Below are 19,360 nucleotides of genomic sequence, written 5' to 3' on the forward strand. Positions count from 1 at the left end.
CATTATTTTTCCGAGCCTCCCCAACGTGAGCGCTTTGGGCTGGTAAAACCGGCTGGAAAATAATATTTCGCTCCCCGGTAATTTTATTCTCCTCAGGAGCCGGCGATGACAGCGGTTTGGGACCTTCCCGATTTCGACGACCACGAGGGCGTTCATGCCTTCACCGATCCCGAATCGGGGCTGCACGCGGTGATCGCGGTGCACTCGACCAAGCTCGGGCCGGCAGCCGGCGGCGCACGCTTCTGGCATTACGCCGACAACGGCCGCGCGGTGACCGACGCGCTGCGCCTGTCGCGCGGCATGAGCTTCAAGAACGCGATGGCGGGCCTGGAGCTCGGCGGCGGCAAGGGCGTGGTCCTCGCGGCAAAGCCGGGCGACGTCATCACGACCGCCCAGCTCGAGGCGTTCGGTCGCGCGGTCGACTCGCTCGGCGGGCGCTACGTGACGGCCGAGGACGTCGGCATGTCCGAAGACCGCATGAAGGTGATCGCCAGCCAGACGCGCTACGTCTCCGGCCTGCCGGTCGCGAGCGGCGCTGCGGGTGGTGATCCGGGGCCGTACACCGCGCTCGGCATCTATCTCGGCGTGAAGGCGGCGGCCCAGCGTGGCCTCGGCGCGACCGACATGAAGGGCGTGCGCGTCGCGATCCAGGGCGTCGGTTCGGTCGGCGGCGGGCTCGCGCGGTTGCTGGCCAAGGACGGCGCGGTGCTGACGCTGGCGGACGTCGACGAGGGCCGTGCGCAGAAGCTGGCCGGCGAACTCGGCGCGACCGCGGTGGCGGCCGAGGCGATCCTGACGTCCGAGGCGGATATCTTCAGCCCGAACGCGCTGGGTGCGATCCTGACCGAGATGTCGATCGCGGCGCTGAAGGCGAAGGTCGTCGCGGGTGGTGCGAACAACCAGCTGAGCGTCCGCGAGGACGGTGCGCGGCTGCATGCTCGCGGTATCCTGTATGCGCCGGATTACGTGATCAACGCAGGCGGGATCATCAACGTCGGCCTGGAGTATCTGGGTCACGGCGACGAGGCCGAGGTGAAGGCCCGGATCGCGCGCATCCCCGAGCGCCTGATCGAGGTCTGGAACGAAAGCGACCGTACCGGCCAGCCCGCGTCGGACGTGTCGGACTCGATCGCCAAGCGCCTGATTGGCCGCTGAATCCAAGCGGCCTTCGCTCGTGCTGAGGGCGCGCGCTCCGATTACTCCCGTCATCCTGACGAAAGTCAGGATCCAGAGTAACTAAGCGTCGCCCTCTGCGACCCTGGATCCTGACTTTCGTCAGGATGACGGCGTACGGGGGGGGGGGCGCCTCCCTCTCCCCGACGGGGAGAAGGGCTGAAGTCCAAGGTGACAGCCTCGTATTGTTGCCATAGTGGTACCACTAGTGGCCACCCTACACGCCTTCGCAAACCCCGCGCGCTTCCTGAAGATCGCCAAGCCGTTGACGCCAGCGCTCTTCTGGGCCGGCGTCGCGCTGATCGTGCTGGGGTGTTGGGCAGGCCTCACGCAGACCCCACCCGACTATCTCCAAGGCGAGACGGTCCGCATCCTCTACATCCACGTCCCCGCCGCCTGGCTCGGCATGGGCGGGTGGAGCGGGATCGCGATTTCCAGCATCATGTTCCTCGTCTGGCGCCACCCGCTCGCCAGCGTCGCCGCGCGCGCGATCGCGCTGCCGGGTGCGGTGTTTGCGGCGCTATGTCTCATGACCGGCTCGATCTGGGGACGGCCGACCTGGGGAACGTGGTGGCAATGGGATGGCCGGCTGACGTCGATGCTGCTGCTGTTCTTCGTCTATCTCGGCTACATGGCGCTCGCGAAGGCCGATGCGGATCGCGGCGGCGACGGGCGCGTCCCGGCGCTCTACGGGATCGCCGGGTCGGTGCTGCTGCCGATCATCCGCTATTCGGTGGTGTGGTGGAACACGCTGCACCAGGGGCCGAGCATCGGTCTCACGCAATCGACGATCGACGGCTCGATCCTCTGGCCGCTGCCAATCATGCTGGCCGGCTTCACCTTCGTGTTCGCCGGGATCGTGTTGATGCGGATGCGGACGATGCTGGCCGTGGCGAAGTCCGAAGCTCGCATGCGCCGGATGGCGCGCGCATGAACCCCTGGCCGTTCGTGACTGCCGCGTATGTCGTGACGCTAGGAGGCGGCGCGATCATCGCGTTGCTGAGCTATCTGGCTATGCGTAGGGCAGAAAAATGAAGGCCAAGCATCAACGCCTGACGCTGGCACTGCTGGCGCTTGGCGCGGTCGTCGTCGCTGGCCTGCTCGCGCTGTCCGCGCTGAAAGATCAGGCCGCGTTCTTCTACGCACCCTCCGACGTGCGCCGCGACGGCCTGCCGCTCGGCCGCGCGGTAAGGCTCGGCGGGATGGTCGAAGGTGGCTCGGTAAAACGCGCCGCGGACGGCATCACCGTGCATTTCACCGTCACCGACGGCCAGGCAACCACCCCCGTCGTCTTCGCCGGCATCGTCCCAGACCTGTTCCGCGAGAAATCGGGCGTCGTCGCTGAAGGCCAGTTCCAGTCCAACGGCAGCTTCGTCGCGTCGAACCTGCTCGCCAAGCACGACGAGAAATACATGCCGCCGGAGATGGCCGGCAAGATGCACGAGACCAAGACGCTCGAACCGGACGCCAAGCAATGATCGCCGAAGCAGGCCTCGCCGCGCTCTGGTTCGCGGGCGCCCTGGCCGCGTTGCAGCTCGTAATGGCAGCGATCGGCATCGCACGCGGTCGTGAAGACGTCGCGGCGGCGGTCCGGCCGGTGGCGATCGTCCAGGGGTTGCTCGCACTGCTCGCGATGGCGCTGCTGATCGAGCTGTTCCTCGACTCCGACATGTCCGTGAAGCTGGTCGTCGAGAACAGTCATTCGGCCAAGCCGTGGCTCTACAAGTTCGCCGGCGCCTGGGGCAATCACGAGGGCTCGATGCTGCTCTGGGTAACGATCCTCGGGCTGGCCGGCGGGGCAGTGGCGATCTTCGAGCGCTCGCTGCCCGAACGCACGCTCACCGCCACGCTCGGCGCGCAGGCGACGATCGCGCTCGGCTTCTACGCGTTCCTGCTGTTCTCCTCGAACCCGTTCGCGCGGCTCAATCCCGCTGCTGCCGACGGCCTCGGGCTCAACCCGCTGTTGCAGGACCCCGGCTTGGCGTTTCACCCGCCGACGCTTTATACCGGCTATGTCGGCCTCTCGGTCGCGTTCTCGTTCGCGGTCGGTGCGCTCGTCACGCGTGACGTAGGGCCAGCGTTCGCGAAAGCGATGCGCCCCTGGGTGCTAATCGCCTGGATATTCCTCACGCTTGGCATCACCGCGGGGTCGTATTGGGCCTATTACGAACTGGGCTGGGGCGGCTGGTGGTTCTGGGACCCGGTCGAGAACGCTTCGCTGATGCCGTGGCTCGCCGCCACCGCGCTGCTTCATTCGGTGACCGTTCTCGCGACCCGCGACGGCTTGCGCGCGTGGACGATCATGCTGGCAGTCGTCGCGTTCTCGATGTCTATGATCGGCACGTTCCTGGTCCGCTCGGGTATCCTGACGAGCGTCCACGCCTTCGCGGTCGATCCGGAGCGCGGCGCGTTCATCCTCGCGTTGCTCGCGATCTACATCGGCGGAGCGCTCGCGCTGTTCGCCGCGCGGATCGGCACCGTCCGCGCGGGCACGACCTTCGATCCTGTCAGCCGCGAGGGCGGGCTGGTCGCGAACAACCTGTTGTTGTCGGTGATCCTCGGGATCGTCCTGATCGGCACGCTCTATCCGATCGTCGCGGCCAGCTTCGGCGTGCAGCTGTCGGTCGGGCCGCCGTTCTTCAACAAGGCGGCGGGGCCGATCGCGTTGCTTCTCGTCGCGGTAATGGCCGTCGGGCCGCTGCTGCGCTGGCGCCGCGACGATGCGAAGGCGGTGCTCCGGCGCGTGATGCTGCCGATCGGCGCGACGCTGGTCGCGGCCATCGCACTTCTGTTCGTCTGGCCGGGCGTGCTCCCTTGGGCCGGGCTTTCGCTGGCCGCCGGGCTCGCCGTCGCCAGCGTCGCGCCTCTGTGGAAGCGCAATCTGAGGCGCACGCCGCTCTTTACCTACGGCATGGTCATCGCACATCTCGGTATCGCGGTCAGCCTCGCCGGGATGGCGTCGGACAGCGCGTTCACCAAGGAAACATTGGTCGCGGTGCGCGCAGGCGAGCCGGCGCGGGTCGGGCCATACACCGTGACGCTCGACGGCATTTCGCCGGTGATCGGCGAGAACTGGTCGGCACTGGAAGCGCGGCTCACCGCGACACGCGGTGGCAGCCAGAGCATCCTGCGCCCGCAACTCCGCTTCTTCGCCAACCCGCCGACGAGCACGAATGAATCCGCCATCCTCACGGTGCTCGACGGCCAGCTTTATACCGTACTCGGGCAGCCGGACGGGCAGGGGCGCTGGCAGCTTCGCCTTTGGTGGAAGCCGTTCGTGACGCTGATCTGGTTCGGTGGCGTGCTGATCGCGCTCGGCGGTATGCTGTCGCTGATCGGTCGGGTGCTCCGCGAGCGACGGGCTGCGATACGGGCTGAATGGGCGTGAAACGGTTCGCACTCTGGGCGCCGCTGGCGATCTTCGCGCTGTTGTTCGCGGTGGTAGCAAGCGGGCTGTTCCGGCCCGCGGAAAAGGTGGTGCGATCGGCGATGGTCGGCAAGCCGCTCCCCGATTTCGCGCTGCCGGCGATGGTCCCCGGCAAACCGGGCCTGACCAGCGCGTCGTTCCGGCAGGGCAAGCCGCGGTTGCTCAACGTCTTCGCGAGCTGGTGCATCCCGTGCATCGCCGAGGCGCCGCAACTGATGCACCTGAAGGCGATAGGCGTGCCGATCGACGCGATCGCGATCCGCGACACTGCACCGGCGATCGCCGGGTTCCTGCGCCGCAACGGCGATCCGTACGAGCGTATCGGCAGCGATCGGGCCAGCCAGGTGCAGTTGGCGCTGGGCTCGTCTGGCGTGCCGGAGACGTTCGTGATCGACGGCCGCGGGATCGTCGTGAAGCAGATCATCGGCGATATCCGGCCGGAGAATGTCGCGGAGATCGTGCAAGCCGTGAAGGACGCGCGGTGAGGGTGCGTAACCAAGTTCCCCTCCCGCTTGCGGGAGGGGTTAGGGGAGGGGCTTCTCATGCCTCACCAACCGCACGCGCGCGTCATGCCCTCCCCCGACCCCTCCCGCGAGCGGGAGGGGAGGTCGTTGCCGCGCTGTTGCTCTGCATCTCGCCGGCCTTCGCCCAGCCGGTCACTCCACCAGCGCATTACGCCAACGTACAACTCACCGACCCAGCCAAGGAAGCCTCCGCCCGAGCGCTCATGGAAACGCTGCGCTGCCTCGTCTGCCAGGGCCAATCGATCGCCGACAGCGATGCGGACATGGCGGCCGACATGCGCGCGCTCGTCCGCGAGCGGATCGAGCGCGGCGAGAAGCCGGCGTCGATCCGAGACTGGCTGATCGCGCGCTACGGCGATTACGTGACCTATGACCCCCCCCTATCCGGTCTGACATGGCCGTTGTGGCTAGCGCCGATCCTGCTGCTCGGCATCGGCGGCTGGATCGCGCGGTCGAGCTTTCGGCGGAGGACACGCTGATGGGGTACGTCTGGCTGGCCGCGATCGGGGTTGGAGCGTTTGCGCTACTCGCAGTATTGAAGGTGAACCGCGTTCTTTGGACGATGGTCGCGGCGGCACTGATGCTCGGTGCGGCGGGGTATGCGTGGCAGGGGCAGCCAGGGCTTGCCGGCCATGAAGTGTCGATCGGGCTTGCAGCGACGCCGGACGACACCGCGATGCTCGAACTGCGCGACCAGATGCTCGAGCGGTATACAGGCGCGGCAGCGTATCTGGTTGCGGCGGACGCGATGACGCGGATCGGCGACCGTCGCGCGGCTGTGCAGGTATTGCTCGGGGGGCTCAGGATCGCCCCGAAGAGCGTGGTGATGTGGACCGGGCTCGCCAACGCGCTGGCGGCGCATGATGCCAACCAGGTTTCTCCTCCCGCTTTGTTCGCGTTCCAGCAGGCGATGCGGTTGGCGCCGAGGCATCCTGCTCCGCCGTTCTTTCTGGGGTTGGCATATGTGCGGGCGGGCGAGTTCGCGACGGCTCGGCCATATTGGGCAAGGGCACTGGCGTTGACGCCGGCCAACATCTCATATCGGGGCGAGATCGCCACTCGGCTCGCGTTGCTGGATCGGTTTCTGGCTATGCAGGATACGCCGAACGCAGGTCAAAAATAATCCCGTCATCCTGGGGCAACCTAGAATGACGGGATGAAGCGCTTACTGCCCGCGGCCGGTCTTCGACTGCAGCTCGTCGATCTTCTTCGACGCATCCGCCTTGGTCAGCGTCTCGTCAAATTCCTCATGCGCTTCCTCAGAGAGCGTCTTGAGGTAACTAGCCTGCGCACCGGTCATCTTCTCGTCGCCGGTGGTCCAGTCGTCCGGATCCTTCTCGGCGTTCGAGAATGGTTCGGACTTGGGGTTCGGGGTGTCGGACATTGGAAATTCCTTTCCCCTGTCCAACACCCATGTTCCGTATCCGTTCCCGCGTCAGCCAGTCCAAGCTTCGTAAGGTAAACCTAGATCATCGGCGACCGCCTTGTACGCGATCTTGCCCTTGTAGACGTTCAGTCCGTTGGCGAGGTGCGGGTCGGCCTTCATTGCCGCCTCGGCGCCGAGGTTTGCCAGCTTAAGCGCGAACGGCAGCGTCGCGTTGTTCAGCGCGAACGCCGAGGTGCGCGCGACCGCGCCAGGCATGTTGGCGACGCAATAGTGGATCACGCCATCGACCTCGAACACCGGATCCTCATGCGTCGTGGCGTGCGACGTCTCGAAGCAACCGCCCTGGTCGATCGCGATGTCGACCAGCACCGAGCCGCGCTTCATCGTCTTCAGCATCTCGCGCGTGACGAGCTTGGGCGCAGCGGCCCCCGGCACCAGCACCGCGCCGATCACCAGATGCGCGTTCTTGACCGCAGCCGCGATCGCGGCCTTCGAGGCGTAGGCGGTCTTGATCTGGCTCGAGAAAAACATGTCGAGTTCGGCAAGGCGATCGTTCGAGATGTCGTAGATCGTCACGTCGGCGCGCATGCCGACGGCCATCTGCGCCGCGTTGACGCCCGAGACGCCGCCACCAAGGATTGCGACCTTGGCCGGCGCGACGCCGGGGACGCCGCCGAGCAGCACGCCACGTCCGCCCTGCTCCTTCTCGAGATAATGCGCGCCGACCTGCACCGACATGCGGCCCGCGACCTCCGACATCGGCTTGAGCAACGGCAGGCCGCGACGGTTGTCGGTGACTGTCTCGTACGCGATGCAGGTCGCACCGGACTTCATCAGCCCCTCGGCCTGTGGTTTGTCCGCGGCGAGGTGGAGATAGGTGAACAGCAGGTGGCGCGGCTCGAGCATCGCGATCTCGCTCGGCTGCGGCTCCTTGACCTTCACGATCATGTCGGCGCCGGCGAATACCGCGGCGGCGGTCGGCAGGATCGTCGCGCCTGCGTCGACATAGTCCTGGTCCTCGAAATCGATGCCGGAGCCGGCCTGCGTCTCGACGACGACGTCGTGACCGGCAGCGACCAGTTCGGCGACCGACGGCGGGGTCAGGCCGACGCGATATTCGTGGTTCTTGATTTCCTTGGGGACACCGACGCGCATTGATTCCACTCCATTATCGTTTGCGCGATAGTAGCGCGCCTTGGACGGGAAGGGTTCGCAAACTGGTCGTGGTGCGTTACCGCATCTGCAAGATGATTGCATCTGTTGCCGTCGAAACGGGATAATCTTGAGCATCACGATCGAACGCAGGATTCTGGACCTGCTCGCCGCCAATTCCGACCTAACCAGCGCGGAGCTTGGCGACGCGGTCGGACTGTCGGCGAGCGCCGCGCATCGCCGGGTCGCGCAATTGCGGGAGAGCGGCGCGATTACCGGCTATCGTGCGGTGCTGTCGCAAGCGGCGCGGGGCGATCCCAGCATCGTCCTTGTCAACGTCACACTGCGGGATCAGCGCAAGGAGACGATGGCGGCGTTCGAGGCAGAGATCGTCGAGTGCCTGCAGGTCGTGCAATGCTTCCTGATGAGCGGGGAAGCGGATTACATGCTTCACGTCGAGATCCGCCACGGCGAGACGTTCGAGCGCATCCACCGCGAGACACTGTCGCAACTGCCCGGGGTGACGCGGCTGGCGTCGCACTTCGTCATTCGTGAGGTGATCAGGCGATAGTGTCTTCCTGCGCACGCAGGAACCCAGGGTCAAGAACACCAGCGCCTGTTACCCTGGGCTCCTGCGTTCGCAGGAGAACCGGAGTGTTCTCACCTCAAGCGCGGGTCCATTCCGACCCAGTTAATCCACGTTGCCCGCCCCGCCGTTGCCGCCCTCTACCCCGCATGCTAAATGCGCGCGCTTGGGGCACAGGGTGAAATCGGAAATTCGATGAGTATTGCTGCACTTCCGGGTCGATTCATCGTCCAGTGAGCGTCGACCAGACCGCCGCGGCCTCGACCGTGCCACCCGCCAATCTCGATCTCGAGACGGGGCATCATAACTCCGACGGCATGCTGAAGCTCGCCTTCGGTGCGATCGGCATCGTCTTCGGCGATATCGGCACCAGCCCGCTCTACGCCTTCCGCGAGACCTTCGCCGGCCACCACAAGCTGGCGCTCGACGCGGCGCACATCATGGGCGTCATCAGCCTGATGTTCTGGTCGATGATGATCGTCGTGACGGTCAAGTACGTGATCATCATCATGCGCGCCGACAACAAGGGCGAGGGCGGCAGCCTCGCGCTGCTCGCACTCGTCTCGGGCAAGACCAAGACGAAGCGCTGGAGCAAGGGCATCATCCTGCTCGGCGTCTTCGCGACGGCGCTGTTCTACGGCGACAGCATGATCACGCCCGCGGTCTCGGTATTGTCCGCGGTCGAGGGTCTCGCCGTCGCCGCGCCCGCTTTCGGCGGCCTAGTCCTGCCGATCGTGATCGTCATCCTGATCGGGCTGTTCTGGGTGCAGAAAAGCGGTACCGCGCGTATCGGCCTCGTGTTCGGGCCGATCATGCTGGTGTATTTCAGCGTCATCGCGGTGCTCGGCATCCTCAGCATCGTCCAGACCCCCGAGGTGCTCTGGGCGCTGTCGCCGCACTACGCCGTCGAGTTCTTCATCATCGATCCCGAGCGAGCGTTCCTGGCGCTGGGCTCGGTCGTCCTCGCGGTCACCGGCGCGGAGGCGCTGTACGCGGACATGGGCCATTTCGGCCGCAAGCCGATCGGCCTGTCGTGGCTGTTCTTCGTGCTCCCCGCGCTGATCCTCAACTATATGGGGCAGGGCGCGCTGCTGTTTCGTGATGGTCGCGAGGCGCTCGTGAGCCCGTTCTACAACCTCGCCCCCGAAAGCCTCCAGCTACCGCTCGTCATCCTCGCGACGATGGCGGCGGTGATCGCCTCGCAAGCGGTCATCTCCGGCGCGTTCTCGGTAACGCAGCAGGCGATCCAGCTCGGCTTCATCCCGCGCCTGCGGATCGAGCACACCAGCGCCTCGACCGCCGGCCAGATCTACATCCCGCTCGTCAACGGCGCGCTGATGGTGATGGTGATCCTGCTCGTGCTGTTCTTCCGCACCTCGTCGAACCTGACGAGCGCGTACGGAATCGCGGTGACCGGCGCGATGTTCATCGACACATGCCTGCTCGGGGTGGTGCTGTTCCGCCTCTGGAACTGGCCGAAGATCGCGGCGATCCCGCTGCTGGCCATCTTCTTCACGGTCGACGGCGCCTATTTCGCGGCCAACCTGACCAAGGTACCCGCCGGCGGCTGGTTCCCGCTGCTGGTCGGGTTCATCATCTTCACCTTCCTGACGACCTGGTCGAAGGGGCGGCAGTTGATGATCGACCGGATGCACGAGGCGGCGATGCCGATAAAGGTGTTCATCGGCTCGGCCGCAAGCTCGGCGTCGCGCGTGCCTGGGACTGCGGTGTTCATGACCTCGACCGCGGACGGCGTGCCGCACGCGCTGCTGCACAACCTCAAGCACAACAAGGTGCTGCACGAGCGCGTCATCCTGCTCACCGTGAAGATCGTCGGCCAGCCTTACTGGCCCGCCAACGACCGTGCGGTGCGCGAGGAGCTTGGCGACGGCTTCCACCGCCTCGTGCTGCGCTACGGCTTCATGGAGGACGCCGACGTGCCCGCCGCGCTGCGCCAGGTCCATAATTGCGGTGCGGACTTCAAGATGATGGACACCAGCTTCTTCCTGTCGCGCCAGACGCTGCTCGCGTCTGACAAGCCCGGCATGATGATCTGGCGAGAGAAGCTGTTCGCGTGGATGCTGCGCAATGCGGAAAGCGCGATGGAGTTCTTCCGCCTGCCGACGAATCGCGTGGTCGAGCTGGGTAGCCAGGTCGAGATTTGATGATCTACCCCATACGCTCCGCCAAAGTTGCACCGCCCCGGCGGAGGCCGGGGTCCAGTCGGAAAGGTTGCAGTAACGAAGCGCCACGTCCGTCATCGACAATTCCCAACTGGACCCCGGCCTTCGCCGGGGAGGTGTCTATCTGATGACCGGCCCCACCGAAGTAGCCCCGATCATCGTCACCGCCTTGTTCGGCCGCAAGGACACCGCGTTCTTCGACTCGATGCGCCGCGAGCATTTCCCGCCCGAGCGCAACCAGCTCGACGCGCACCTGACGCTGTTCCACCACCTGCCGCCCTCGGGCCTCGACGAGCTCAAGCACCGCCTCAACCAGGAAACACGCGGCATCCGTGCTCCACAGGCCCGTGTGGGCGGCCTGATGTCGCTAGGACGGGGTGTGGCCTACCGGATCGAGTCCCCCGAACTCGTCGGCATTCGCGCGCGCCTCGCGGACGCGTTCACCGGCATGCTCACCCCTCAGGACGCCGGCGGCTGGCGTCCGCACGTCACGATCCAGAACAAGGTCAGCCCGCAAGTCGCCAAGCTTCTGCTCGCCAATCTGCAACGCGATTTCACCGCGAGGGACGTCGAAATCGCCGGTCTAGGCGCCTGGTGGTATCGCGGCGGGCCATGGGAAGCGATTTCCCGGCACATGTTCGCTTGACCGCCTCGAAACCGCTTCCTATAGGCCGCGCCTCGCAGGGAAGAACGCTTCCCTGACGGACGGTACGGCGAAGTAGCTCAGTTGGTTAGAGCACGGGAATCATAATCCTGGGGTCGGGGGTTCAAGTCCCTCCTTCGCTACCATTTCAGACCTGGCGCGCAGCGCTGCCGGCACATCCCCGCAGACCGACGCAAGCGATCACCAAGTGCGGGAAACTCGTCTTCGCAATCGCAAAATGCGCTTCTATTGCCTTGGGTTAATGGTCAGCCAGTGTGCCGCATCTTGGGCGCACGCGTCGGCCCGGCCGTTCGGGAGATACGAGTATGCGCAACAAACGCCCTGATGGGATTGCCGATTATGCGGGTCCGGCTGGTGGCTGGGGCGCGCTGAAGGCGGTTGCCGTCTCGCTCAAGGCGCAGCAGATCGTCGTCCGCGGCGGCCAGACGCTGCTCAAGTCGAACCAGCCCGACGGCTTCGATTGCCCGAGCTGCGCATGGCCCGACCCGAAACATACCTCCTCGTTCGAATTCTGCGAGAACGGTGCAAAGGCCGTCGCGTGGGAATCCACCGCCAAGACGATCGGCGCCGACTTCTTCGCCGCGCACAGCGTGTCCGACATCTGGAAGCAGAGCGATCACTGGATCGAGGACCAGGGCCGCGTCACCGAGCCACTACGCTACAATGCCGCCACCGATCACTATGACGTCGTGAGCTGGGCGGACGCGATGCGCGAGATCGGCGCAGGTCTCGCCGCCGTCCCCGATCCCAATCAGGCGGAGTTCTACACCTCGGGCCGCTGCTCGAACGAGGCGGCGTTCCTGTTCCAGCTGTTCGTGCGGCTCTACGGCACCAACAACTTCCCCGACTGCTCGAACATGTGCCACGAGGCGACCTCGGTCGGGCTGCCGAAGTCGATCGGGATCGGCAAGGGCACCGTCAGCCTCGAGGATTTCGACCACGCCGACCTGATCCTGTCGATCGGCCACAACCCCGGCACCAACCATCCGCGGATGATGGCGACGTTGCGCGAAGTGTCGAAGCGCGGCGGCAAGATCATCGTCTTCAACCCGCTCAAGGAACGTTCGCTCGAGCGCTTCGAATCGCCGCAGTCGGTGGTCGAGATGGCGACGATGTCGGCAACCCCGATCGCGAGCAGCTATTACCAGGTGAAGGTCGGCGGCGACGCGGCCGCGCTGAAGGGCATCGCCAAGGCGTTGGTCGCGCTCAACGAGGCGGCCAAGGTGTCGGGTGGCGAACCCGCGCTCGACCACGCGTTCATCGCCGAGCATACCGCCGGGCTCGACGCCTACATCGCCGATCTCGCGACCACCGAGTGGGCGGATATCGAGCGCTCCAGCGGCCTCTCCCGCAGTGACCTGGAAGAGGTCGCGCTTGCCTATTCGAAGTCGAAGTCGACGATCTGCTGCTACGGCATGGGCGTCACGCAGCACCGCACCGGCACGACCAACGTCCAGCAGATCGCGAACCTGCTTCTCCTGCGCGGCAACATGGGCAAGCCGGGCGCGGGCATCTGTCCGCTGCGGGGCCACAGCAACGTCCAGGGCGACCGCACCGTCGGCATCACCGAGCGCCCGATGCCCCTGCTGCTCGACAACATGCGCGACGTGTTCGGGTTCGAGCCGCCACGCGAGCATGGCCATTCGGTGGTCGAGAGCATCGCCGCGATGCGCGACGGCCACGCCAAGGCGATCGTCTGCCTCGGCGGCAACCTCGCGATCGCCTCGTCCGATCCGCAGGCGTGCGCGGAGGGCTTCCGCAACCTCGACCTCGCGGTCCACATCACCACCAAGCTCAACCGCACGCAGTTGCTGATGGCGAAGGCGACGTACGTCCTGCCGTGTCTCGGCCGGACCGAACTCGACATGCAGGCGACCGGGCAACAATCGGTGACGGTCGAGGATTCGATGTCGATGGTCCACGCCTCGCGCGGGTTCCTGATGCCGCCGGGCGACAACGTGAAGTCCGAAATCTGGATCGTCGGCGAGATCGCCAAAGCGACCTTTGCCGCCAAGGGCCGCACGCCGATCGAGATCGACTGGGATGCGTATGTCGGCGACTACAGCCTGATCCGCGACAAGATCGAGGCGGTCTTCCCCGCGTTCGCCGACTATAACGCACGTATCCGTAAGCCGGGCGGCTTCCACCTGCCGAACTCGGCCGCGATGCGCGAATGGAAGACGGACAGCGGCAAGGCGAACTTCATCGTCGCGAAGGGCGTCGAGGAGGACGAGAGCGCAGGCGATCCGACCGTGCTGCGGCTCACCACGCTCCGCGCGCACGATCAGTACAACACCACCGTCTATAGCCTCGACGATCGCTATCGTGGCGTGTTCGGGCGCCGCGACATCCTGTTCATGAACGAGCGCGACATGGCGCGGCTCGGGCACAAGGAGGGCGACGTCGTCGACATCGCCACCGCGCTCCAGTTCGCGCGGCCCGACCGTGTCGTGCAAAAACTGATGCTGGTCCGCTACGCGCTGCCCAATGGTTGCGTCGCTTCCTACTACCCCGAGACGCAGCCGCTGATCGCGCTCGAGGATCACGATCCGCAGAGCTTCACCCCGTCCTACAAATCCATCCCGGTGACCGTCCGTCCCGCCGCCGCCGACATGGGTTCGGATCGCGGTGTGGTGCGCGCGGGAATCGTCGGGCACGAGAGTAAAGTACCCGCATGAGCACCGGCTATTCGTCGACGATCGACACCTATGCGACCCTAGCGGCGACCAAGGCGGAGGCGTTGCGGCGCTCTCCTGCGGGGTTCTTCGCGGGCGCGATCCTCGCGGGCACGTATATCGGCATCGCGATGATCCTCGCGCTCAGCACGGGCTCAGGTCTCGAACCCGGCGTACGACCGCTGGTGATGGGCGCGACCTTCGGGCTCGGGCTCATCCTGACCGTCTTTGCCGGGGCTGAACTGTTCACTGGCTATGTGATGTATCTGGGCTTCGGCTTGGCAAAGCGGACGATCACCGTCGCAGAAGCCGTGAAGCTGACCATCGTTGTATGGGTCGGTAACCTGATCGGTGGATTAGTCCTGTCGGCAGTGTTCGCGGCTGGCGGCGGCGGCGCGGTGTTCGCCAACGCGGACACGATGTTCCACGCCTATGTCCAGCACAAGGTCGAGGCGAGCGCGGTCGCGCTGCTGGCGCGTGCGATCCTTTGCAACTGGTTGGTGTGCCTCGCGATCTGGACCGCGGCGCGGATGACGGGCGACGCCGCGAAGTGCATCGCGATGGCGTGGATACTGCTCGCCTTCGTCGCGGCCGGGTTTGAGCATTCGGTCGCCAACATGACCGCGCTGACGCTCGGTCTGATGGTGCCCAACCCGTCGATCGATATCGCTGGCATGGTCCGCAATCTTGCGATCGTCAGCGTCGGGAACATCATCGGCGGGCTGGTGTTCGTCGTCGTCGGCTACCTTGCCGCGGCAAAGACCGACCCCGTCCTCGCAGCAAAATAAGTTACCCTTTGCCTGGCCGCATCACCCGCGGCTAGGCGAAGACGTCCCACGGATCGTTGACCACCAGGATCGCGTCGCCGCGGGCTAGTGCGAGCAGCGTCAGGCCGTGCTCGCGTGCATGATCGATCGCCAGGCTGGTCGGCGCGGAGATCCCCACCAGCATCGGCGCACCGGCGATCAGGGCCTTGTCGACCATCTCGAAACTGATCCGCGACGTGACGAGGATGAAGCCGTCCATCGGCTGCCCCGTGATCGCGATGCCGCCGACGAGCTTGTCGAGCGCATTATGACGGCCGACGTCTTCATACGCCGCAACGATCCGACCCTCGCGGTCGCAGGCGGCGGCGGCATGGATCGCGCCCGTAGCCGCGTTGAGAGGCTGGTGAGCGCGTAACCCACCCAGCGCGGCGAACAGCGCGTCCACAGGCGTGTCGGGCTTGGGCGGCGTCCGCGGGACCGGTTTGCGGATCTGTTCGAGCCCGGAGATCCCGCACAACCCGCAGCTCGTGTCGCTGGTCCGATGGCGGATGCGGTCGTGGATGCGCCCCTTGCACCGATCCGACAGCCCGACCCGAACGATCCAGCCGGCCTCCGCCTCGAAGATATCGATGTCGCGAACGTCGTCGGCGCTGTCCGCGAGCCGCTCGGTCAGCAGGAAGCCGGTCGTGAATTCGGCCAGGTCGGCGGGCGTCATCATCATCACCGCATAGCCGAGCCCGTCGATCTCGATCGCGACCGGGACTTCGATCGCTATGACGCGCTCGCCCGCGGTAATCGAGTCAGGCCGCAGGACTTTGATCGCTTCGTTGCGCGACGTGCTCATAAGGTATCGAGGTCCTGCGGCGTGTTGACGTTCGGGATAGGCGCACCCGCCGGGATCGGGATAGCCCCGATCGCCTCCGCCCAACCGCGAACCGATCGCCGCGGCACGGTCTCGATATGGGTCAGCAAATTGCCGAGCAGACACGTCTCCCAATGCCCGAGCACCGGAGCGTCGGGGCAATAGGCGGAGGCGCGTCGGGACAGCGCCGTCAGCAACCCGTCCGGCAACCACGGCATGTCGCACGCGATCGTCAGCACCGACGTGAACCCATGCAAGGCTGCGTAACCGAGCGCGCCGGCGATGCCCCCCAATGGCCCGATCTCCGCGCTCGGCAAGTCACGGATCGCCCCATCGCGTCCCGCAACCATCGCGGTCTCGACATGACGCAACAGCAGCGCCCGCGCATGCTCAGCCAGCACGCGTCCGTCCAATACCGCCATCGCCTTGTCGGACCCGAAGCGCGACGACCGCCCGCCCGCGAGTACGACGCCGAGAATACGCTTCTCGGTCAGCGCGTCTTCTCGATCCGCACCGGCACGGATTTCGCTGCAGGAACATGGCTTTCGCGAGCATGGTGAGCAACCGGTATGAGCAAGTTGCACTCGGGGTAGTACGCGCCAAGGCAGCCCTCGGGTATCGCGTATTCGACCACGCGCAGCTTGTTCAGGCGGCGATCCGAATTGCCACCCGCATCGCCGACCAGATCGACGTCGTCGCCATCCGTGATCCCCATCCGGATCATGTCGCTGCGGTTCATGAACACGATGTCGCGCGTGCCCTTCACGCCGCGGAAACGGTCGTGATAGCCGTATACGGTCGTGTTGAACTGGTCGTTCGACCGCAGCGTCATTAGCCGGAAGCGGCCCTCCGCTTCCTCGAACCCGGTCACGTTCAGCGCCTGCGGAACGTTGATCTCCGCCTTGCCGCTCTTCGTCTTCCACTCGCGATGCGCCGCGGGCACGCCCTTCCAGAACCCGCCGGGCGTGAACATCTGGTCGTTGAAGTTTTTGAACAGGTCCGGATACGTCACCTCGATCGCATCGCGAACGCGCGCATAATCACGCACCCACGCGTCCCAATCGAGCTTCGGATTAGGTGCGAGTGTAGCCTTGGCGATCCCCGCGACGATAGCAGGCTCGGACAGCAACGTCTCGGACGCCGGCGTCGCCTTGCCCTTCGACCCGTAGATCTGGCTGAACGAATCCTCGATCGACACGCTCTGCGGCCCGGTGCCCTGCATGTCGGTCTCGATCCGGCCGAGGCAGGGGAGCAGATACGACGTCTCGCCCGGCAGCAGGTGCGAGCGGTTGAGCTTGGTTGCGATGTGCACCGTCAGGTCGAGCGCGCGCCACTTCGGCTCCATCCGCGCGTGATCCGGGATCGCGCGCACGAAATTGCCGCCAAGGCCAACGAACGCCTGCGCGCTGCCGTCGAGGACTGCCTCGCACGCCTCGACCGTATCCCAGCCTTTCGCGCGGGGCGGTTCGAACCCGTATTGCTCGGCAAGCTTGTCGAGCGGGGCGAGTTCGGGCTTTTCGGTGATGCCGACGGTGCGCTGGCCCTGCACGTTGGAATGCCCGCGGACCGGACCCATGCCGGCGCCCGGTTTGCCGATATTGCCGCGGAGCAGCATCAGATTGACGAGCATGTGGACGTTGTCGATCCCGCCGACGTGCTGGGTCAGCCCCATCCCGTACACCGCTATGACCGCCTTCGACTTCGCATAGACCTTGGCCGCCGCCTCGATCTCGGTACGCGCCAAGCCGCTTTCATGCTCGATCGTCGCCCAATCGGTGGCGCGCGCGACATCCGCAAACGCCTCGAACCCGGTCGTGTGTTCGCTTAGGAACGCGTGATCCAAGACTGTAAGGCCGTTGATACGCTTGGCGTTGTCGTCAGCTTCGATCAGGTATTTGCACATCCCCATGATCGCGCCGACGTCGCCGCCGGTCTTCAGCTGGTGGTATTGCGAGGCGATCGGCGTCGACTTGCCCGTTACCATCTCGATCGGGTTCTGCGGATCCTGGAATTTTTCCAGCCCGCGCTCCTTGAGCGGATTGAACACGACGATCTCGACGCCGCGCTTCGCACAATCGCGCAAAGGATGCAGGAACCGCGGGCTGTTCGTTCCGGGATTTTGCCCGAAATAGAAGATCGCGTCGCACTTTTCGTAGTCCGACAGGTGGATCGTGCCGACCGCGGAGCCGATCGCCGACTTCAACCCGACCGAGGTCGTCTCGTGGCACATGTTCGAGCTGTCGGGCAGGTTCTGGCTGCCATACATCCGCGCGAGCAGGCTATACATGTACGACGTCTCGAGGCTGGCGCGACCCGACGCGTAGAAGATGACCTTGGTCGGATCATAGGTCTTCAGCTTGGCGCCAATGCCAGCGAACGCCTCGTCCCAGCTGCACGCCGCGTACTTATCGGTCGCAGCATCATATTTCAGCGGATGCGTAAGCCGCCCGGCCTGCTCGAGATCGTAATCCTTCCAGCCTACCAGTTCGCTGACGGTATGCTGTTCGAAGAATGCGGGCGTGACCCGGAACGAGGTCAGCTCCCAAGCCGTCGCCTTCGCCCCATTCTCGCAGAACTCCGCGACGTGCGGATGCGCGGGCTTGCCCCACGCGCAGCTGACGCACGCGAACCCATCCGGCTTGTTCTGCCGGGCGAGTTCGCGGATCACCTCAGGCCCGACCTTCTCGCGCGCGGAAATCTCGACAAGCGACTTCATCGAGCCCCAGCCGCCTGCTGGTGCCGTGTAATCCTCGATCTCTACGGTCCGGTCGTCGCTCATGCTCATCTCCGCTTTTATCGTCCAACGCAGTGGCAAAGCTTTCGATGCAGGCGGCACAGATTTACCGGCGGTTCAAATCCGGCCGCGCATCGCCTAGATGCAATCTCGAATCTCCCAAGGAACTCTGATGACGACGCACACGACCCGCATGCTTATCCTCGGCTCGGGCCCCGCCGGGCTCTCCGCCGCGATCTATGGCGCGCGTGCCGGGATGGCGCCGATCGTCGTGCAGGGCATTCAGCCCGGCGGCCAGCTGACCACGACCACCGATGTCGAGAATTATCCCGGCTTCAAGGACGTGATCCAGGGTCCGTGGCTGATGGAGCAGATGCAAGGACAGGCCGAGCATGTCGGTACGCGGATGATGTGGGACACCATCGTGCAGGTCGACCTGACCAGCCGCCCGTTCCGCCTGATCGGCGACAGCGGCGACGTGTACGAGGGCGATACGCTGGTGATCGCGACCGGCGCGCAGGCCAAGTGGCTCGGGATCGACAGCGAAGAGCCGATGAAGGGCAAGGGCGTCAGCGCCTGCGCGACCTGCGACGGCTTCTTCTACCGCGGGAAGAAGGTGGCGGTAATCGGCGGCGGCAACACTGCGGTCGAGGAGGCGCTGTACCTGACCAACCATTCGCCTGACGTGACCCTGATCCACCGTCGCGATTCGCTGCGTTCGGAGAAGATCCTCCAGGAGCGGCTGTTCGCGCACAAGGGCGTGACGGTGCTCTGGAACAAGGAGGTTCGCGAGTTCGTCGACGGCGGCGGCAATGCGGGTCTGGTCGCGCTGGAGCTCGAGGACACGGTCACTGGCGAGCGCTCGCGGCTTGCGGTCGATGGCGGGTTCGTCGCGATCGGGCATCACCCGGCGACCGAGCTGTTCCGCGGCCATATCGATCTCGATTCGGACGGGTATATCTCGGTCGAGACCGGTTCGACCCGGACCAGCGTCGAGGGTGTGTTCGCGTGCGGCGACGTCGCGGACAAGGTGTACCGGCAGGCGGTGACGGCGGCCGGGACGGGCTGCATGGCGGCGCTGGATGCCGAGCGCTTCCTTGCGGCGGCCGAGTTTGCGGAGCTGGCCGAAGCCGCGGAATAACGCCCGCGTCCTTCGTAATCGTCATCGTCATCGTCATCCTGACGAAAGTCAGGATCCAGGTTTCCAAGCGATAGCGGTTATGGCT

At 65.5% G+C, this 19,360-nt stretch carries 18 protein-coding genes and 1 tRNA gene; 14 read left to right on the forward strand and 5 right to left on the reverse strand.

Going from position 1 to position 19,360, the window contains the following annotated elements; genetic code table 11:
* Positions 1-105 precede the first annotated feature (105 nt).
* The 7 genes from C8J39_RS07940 to C8J39_RS07970 all read left to right on the forward strand — a co-directional run bounded on the left by C8J39_RS07940 (position 106) and on the right by C8J39_RS07970 (position 6,247).
* Positions 106-1,155 (forward strand): Glu/Leu/Phe/Val dehydrogenase dimerization domain-containing protein, encoded by a 1,050-nt coding sequence (locus C8J39_RS07940; RefSeq protein WP_120299995.1) that lies wholly within the window; start codon positions 106-108, stop codon positions 1,153-1,155.
* Between the two features lie 226 nt (positions 1,156-1,381).
* Complete coding sequence (gene ccmC / locus C8J39_RS07945; RefSeq protein WP_120299996.1) at positions 1,382-2,107, forward strand: heme ABC transporter permease CcmC; 726 nt, start codon at positions 1,382-1,384, stop codon at positions 2,105-2,107.
* Between the two features lie 97 nt (positions 2,108-2,204).
* Positions 2,205-2,651 (forward strand): cytochrome c maturation protein CcmE, encoded by a 447-nt coding sequence (ccmE, locus tag C8J39_RS07950; RefSeq protein WP_120299997.1) that lies wholly within the window; start codon positions 2,205-2,207, stop codon positions 2,649-2,651.
* Positions 2,648-4,561, forward strand: coding sequence for a heme lyase CcmF/NrfE family subunit (locus C8J39_RS07955; protein ID WP_120299998.1), 1,914 nt, complete (start codon positions 2,648-2,650; stop codon positions 4,559-4,561). Before ccmE ends, C8J39_RS07955 begins: the two co-directional genes overlap by 4 nt.
* Positions 4,558-5,085, forward strand: a complete 528-nt coding sequence (locus C8J39_RS07960; protein ID WP_120300473.1) for a DsbE family thiol:disulfide interchange protein — start codon at positions 4,558-4,560, stop codon at positions 5,083-5,085. Before C8J39_RS07955 ends, C8J39_RS07960 begins: the two co-directional genes overlap by 4 nt.
* A gap of 134 nt (positions 5,086-5,219) precedes the next feature.
* On the forward strand, positions 5,220-5,603 hold the full coding sequence (locus C8J39_RS07965) for a cytochrome c-type biogenesis protein (RefSeq protein ID WP_060524959.1): 384 nt from the start codon (positions 5,220-5,222) through the stop codon (positions 5,601-5,603).
* The gene (locus C8J39_RS07970; protein WP_243649795.1) at positions 5,519-6,247 is read left to right on the forward strand and encodes a hypothetical protein; all 729 of its coding nucleotides are present in this window, start codon (positions 5,519-5,521) and stop codon (positions 6,245-6,247) included. Before C8J39_RS07965 ends, C8J39_RS07970 begins: the two co-directional genes overlap by 85 nt.
* A gap of 42 nt (positions 6,248-6,289) precedes the next feature.
* On the opposite strand, the gene C8J39_RS07975 is transcribed toward C8J39_RS07970, so the two are convergent.
* A complete protein-coding gene (locus C8J39_RS07975) occupies positions 6,290-6,508 on the reverse strand; it encodes a DUF3072 domain-containing protein (RefSeq protein WP_056058060.1) in 219 nt (72 codons plus the stop codon).
* A gap of 51 nt (positions 6,509-6,559) precedes the next feature.
* The gene (ald, locus tag C8J39_RS07980) at positions 6,560-7,666 is read right to left on the reverse strand and encodes an alanine dehydrogenase (protein WP_120300000.1); all 1,107 of its coding nucleotides are present in this window, start codon (positions 7,664-7,666) and stop codon (positions 6,560-6,562) included.
* Between the two features lie 127 nt (positions 7,667-7,793).
* Here ald and C8J39_RS07985 point away from each other — a divergent pair, with 127 nt between their 5' ends.
* The 6 genes from C8J39_RS07985 (at position 7,794) to C8J39_RS08010 (ending at position 14,559) form a co-directional block, all read left to right on the forward strand.
* Positions 7,794-8,234, forward strand: a complete 441-nt coding sequence (locus C8J39_RS07985) for an Lrp/AsnC family transcriptional regulator (RefSeq protein ID WP_120300001.1) — start codon at positions 7,794-7,796, stop codon at positions 8,232-8,234.
* Between the two features lie 281 nt (positions 8,235-8,515).
* Entirely contained in the window at positions 8,516-10,414 is a 1,899-nt protein-coding gene (locus C8J39_RS07990) for a potassium transporter Kup (RefSeq protein ID WP_404969329.1), read from the forward strand.
* A gap of 145 nt (positions 10,415-10,559) precedes the next feature.
* Entirely contained in the window at positions 10,560-11,078 is a 519-nt protein-coding gene (locus C8J39_RS07995) for a 2'-5' RNA ligase family protein (RefSeq protein ID WP_120300002.1), read from the forward strand.
* Positions 11,079-11,144: 66 nt separating this feature from the next.
* Positions 11,145-11,221 (forward strand) — tRNA-Met (locus C8J39_RS08000).
* A 180-nt stretch (positions 11,222-11,401) separates the two neighbouring features.
* The gene (locus C8J39_RS08005) at positions 11,402-13,774 is read left to right on the forward strand and encodes an FdhF/YdeP family oxidoreductase (RefSeq protein WP_120300003.1); all 2,373 of its coding nucleotides are present in this window, start codon (positions 11,402-11,404) and stop codon (positions 13,772-13,774) included.
* Entirely contained in the window at positions 13,771-14,559 is a 789-nt protein-coding gene (locus C8J39_RS08010) for a formate/nitrite transporter family protein (protein ID WP_120300004.1), read from the forward strand. The genes C8J39_RS08005 and C8J39_RS08010 overlap by 4 nt, the downstream gene beginning before the upstream one ends.
* A 31-nt stretch (positions 14,560-14,590) precedes the next feature.
* Here C8J39_RS08010 and fdhD read toward each other — a convergent pair whose 3' ends face one another.
* Genes fdhD through C8J39_RS08025 form a run of 3 tightly spaced genes read right to left on the reverse strand, consistent with a single transcriptional unit; the run spans position 14,591 to position 18,179 of the window.
* Positions 14,591-15,382 carry a formate dehydrogenase accessory sulfurtransferase FdhD gene (gene fdhD, locus C8J39_RS08015; protein WP_120300005.1) on the reverse strand — a complete coding sequence of 264 codons (792 nt, stop codon included), beginning with the start codon at positions 15,380-15,382 and terminating at the stop codon, positions 14,591-14,593.
* Positions 15,379-15,984: a molybdenum cofactor guanylyltransferase gene (locus tag C8J39_RS08020; protein WP_259457515.1), complete on the reverse strand. Its 606-nt coding sequence runs from the start codon at positions 15,982-15,984 to the stop codon at positions 15,379-15,381. Before C8J39_RS08020 ends, fdhD begins: the two co-directional genes overlap by 4 nt.
* Entirely contained in the window at positions 15,891-18,179 is a 2,289-nt protein-coding gene (locus C8J39_RS08025; RefSeq protein WP_120300006.1) for an FdhF/YdeP family oxidoreductase, read from the reverse strand. The genes C8J39_RS08020 and C8J39_RS08025 overlap by 94 nt, the downstream gene beginning before the upstream one ends.
* A gap of 127 nt (positions 18,180-18,306) precedes the next feature.
* On the opposite strand from C8J39_RS08025, the gene trxB reads away from it, so the two are divergent.
* On the forward strand, positions 18,307-19,275 hold the full coding sequence (gene trxB, locus C8J39_RS08030; RefSeq protein WP_107954934.1) for a thioredoxin-disulfide reductase: 969 nt from the start codon (positions 18,307-18,309) through the stop codon (positions 19,273-19,275).
* The last annotated feature ends 85 nt before the right edge of the window (positions 19,276-19,360 follow it).

The organism is Sphingomonas sp. PP-CC-1A-547 (assembly GCF_003610375.1).
Lineage (GTDB): Bacteria > Pseudomonadota > Alphaproteobacteria > Sphingomonadales > Sphingomonadaceae > Sphingomonas.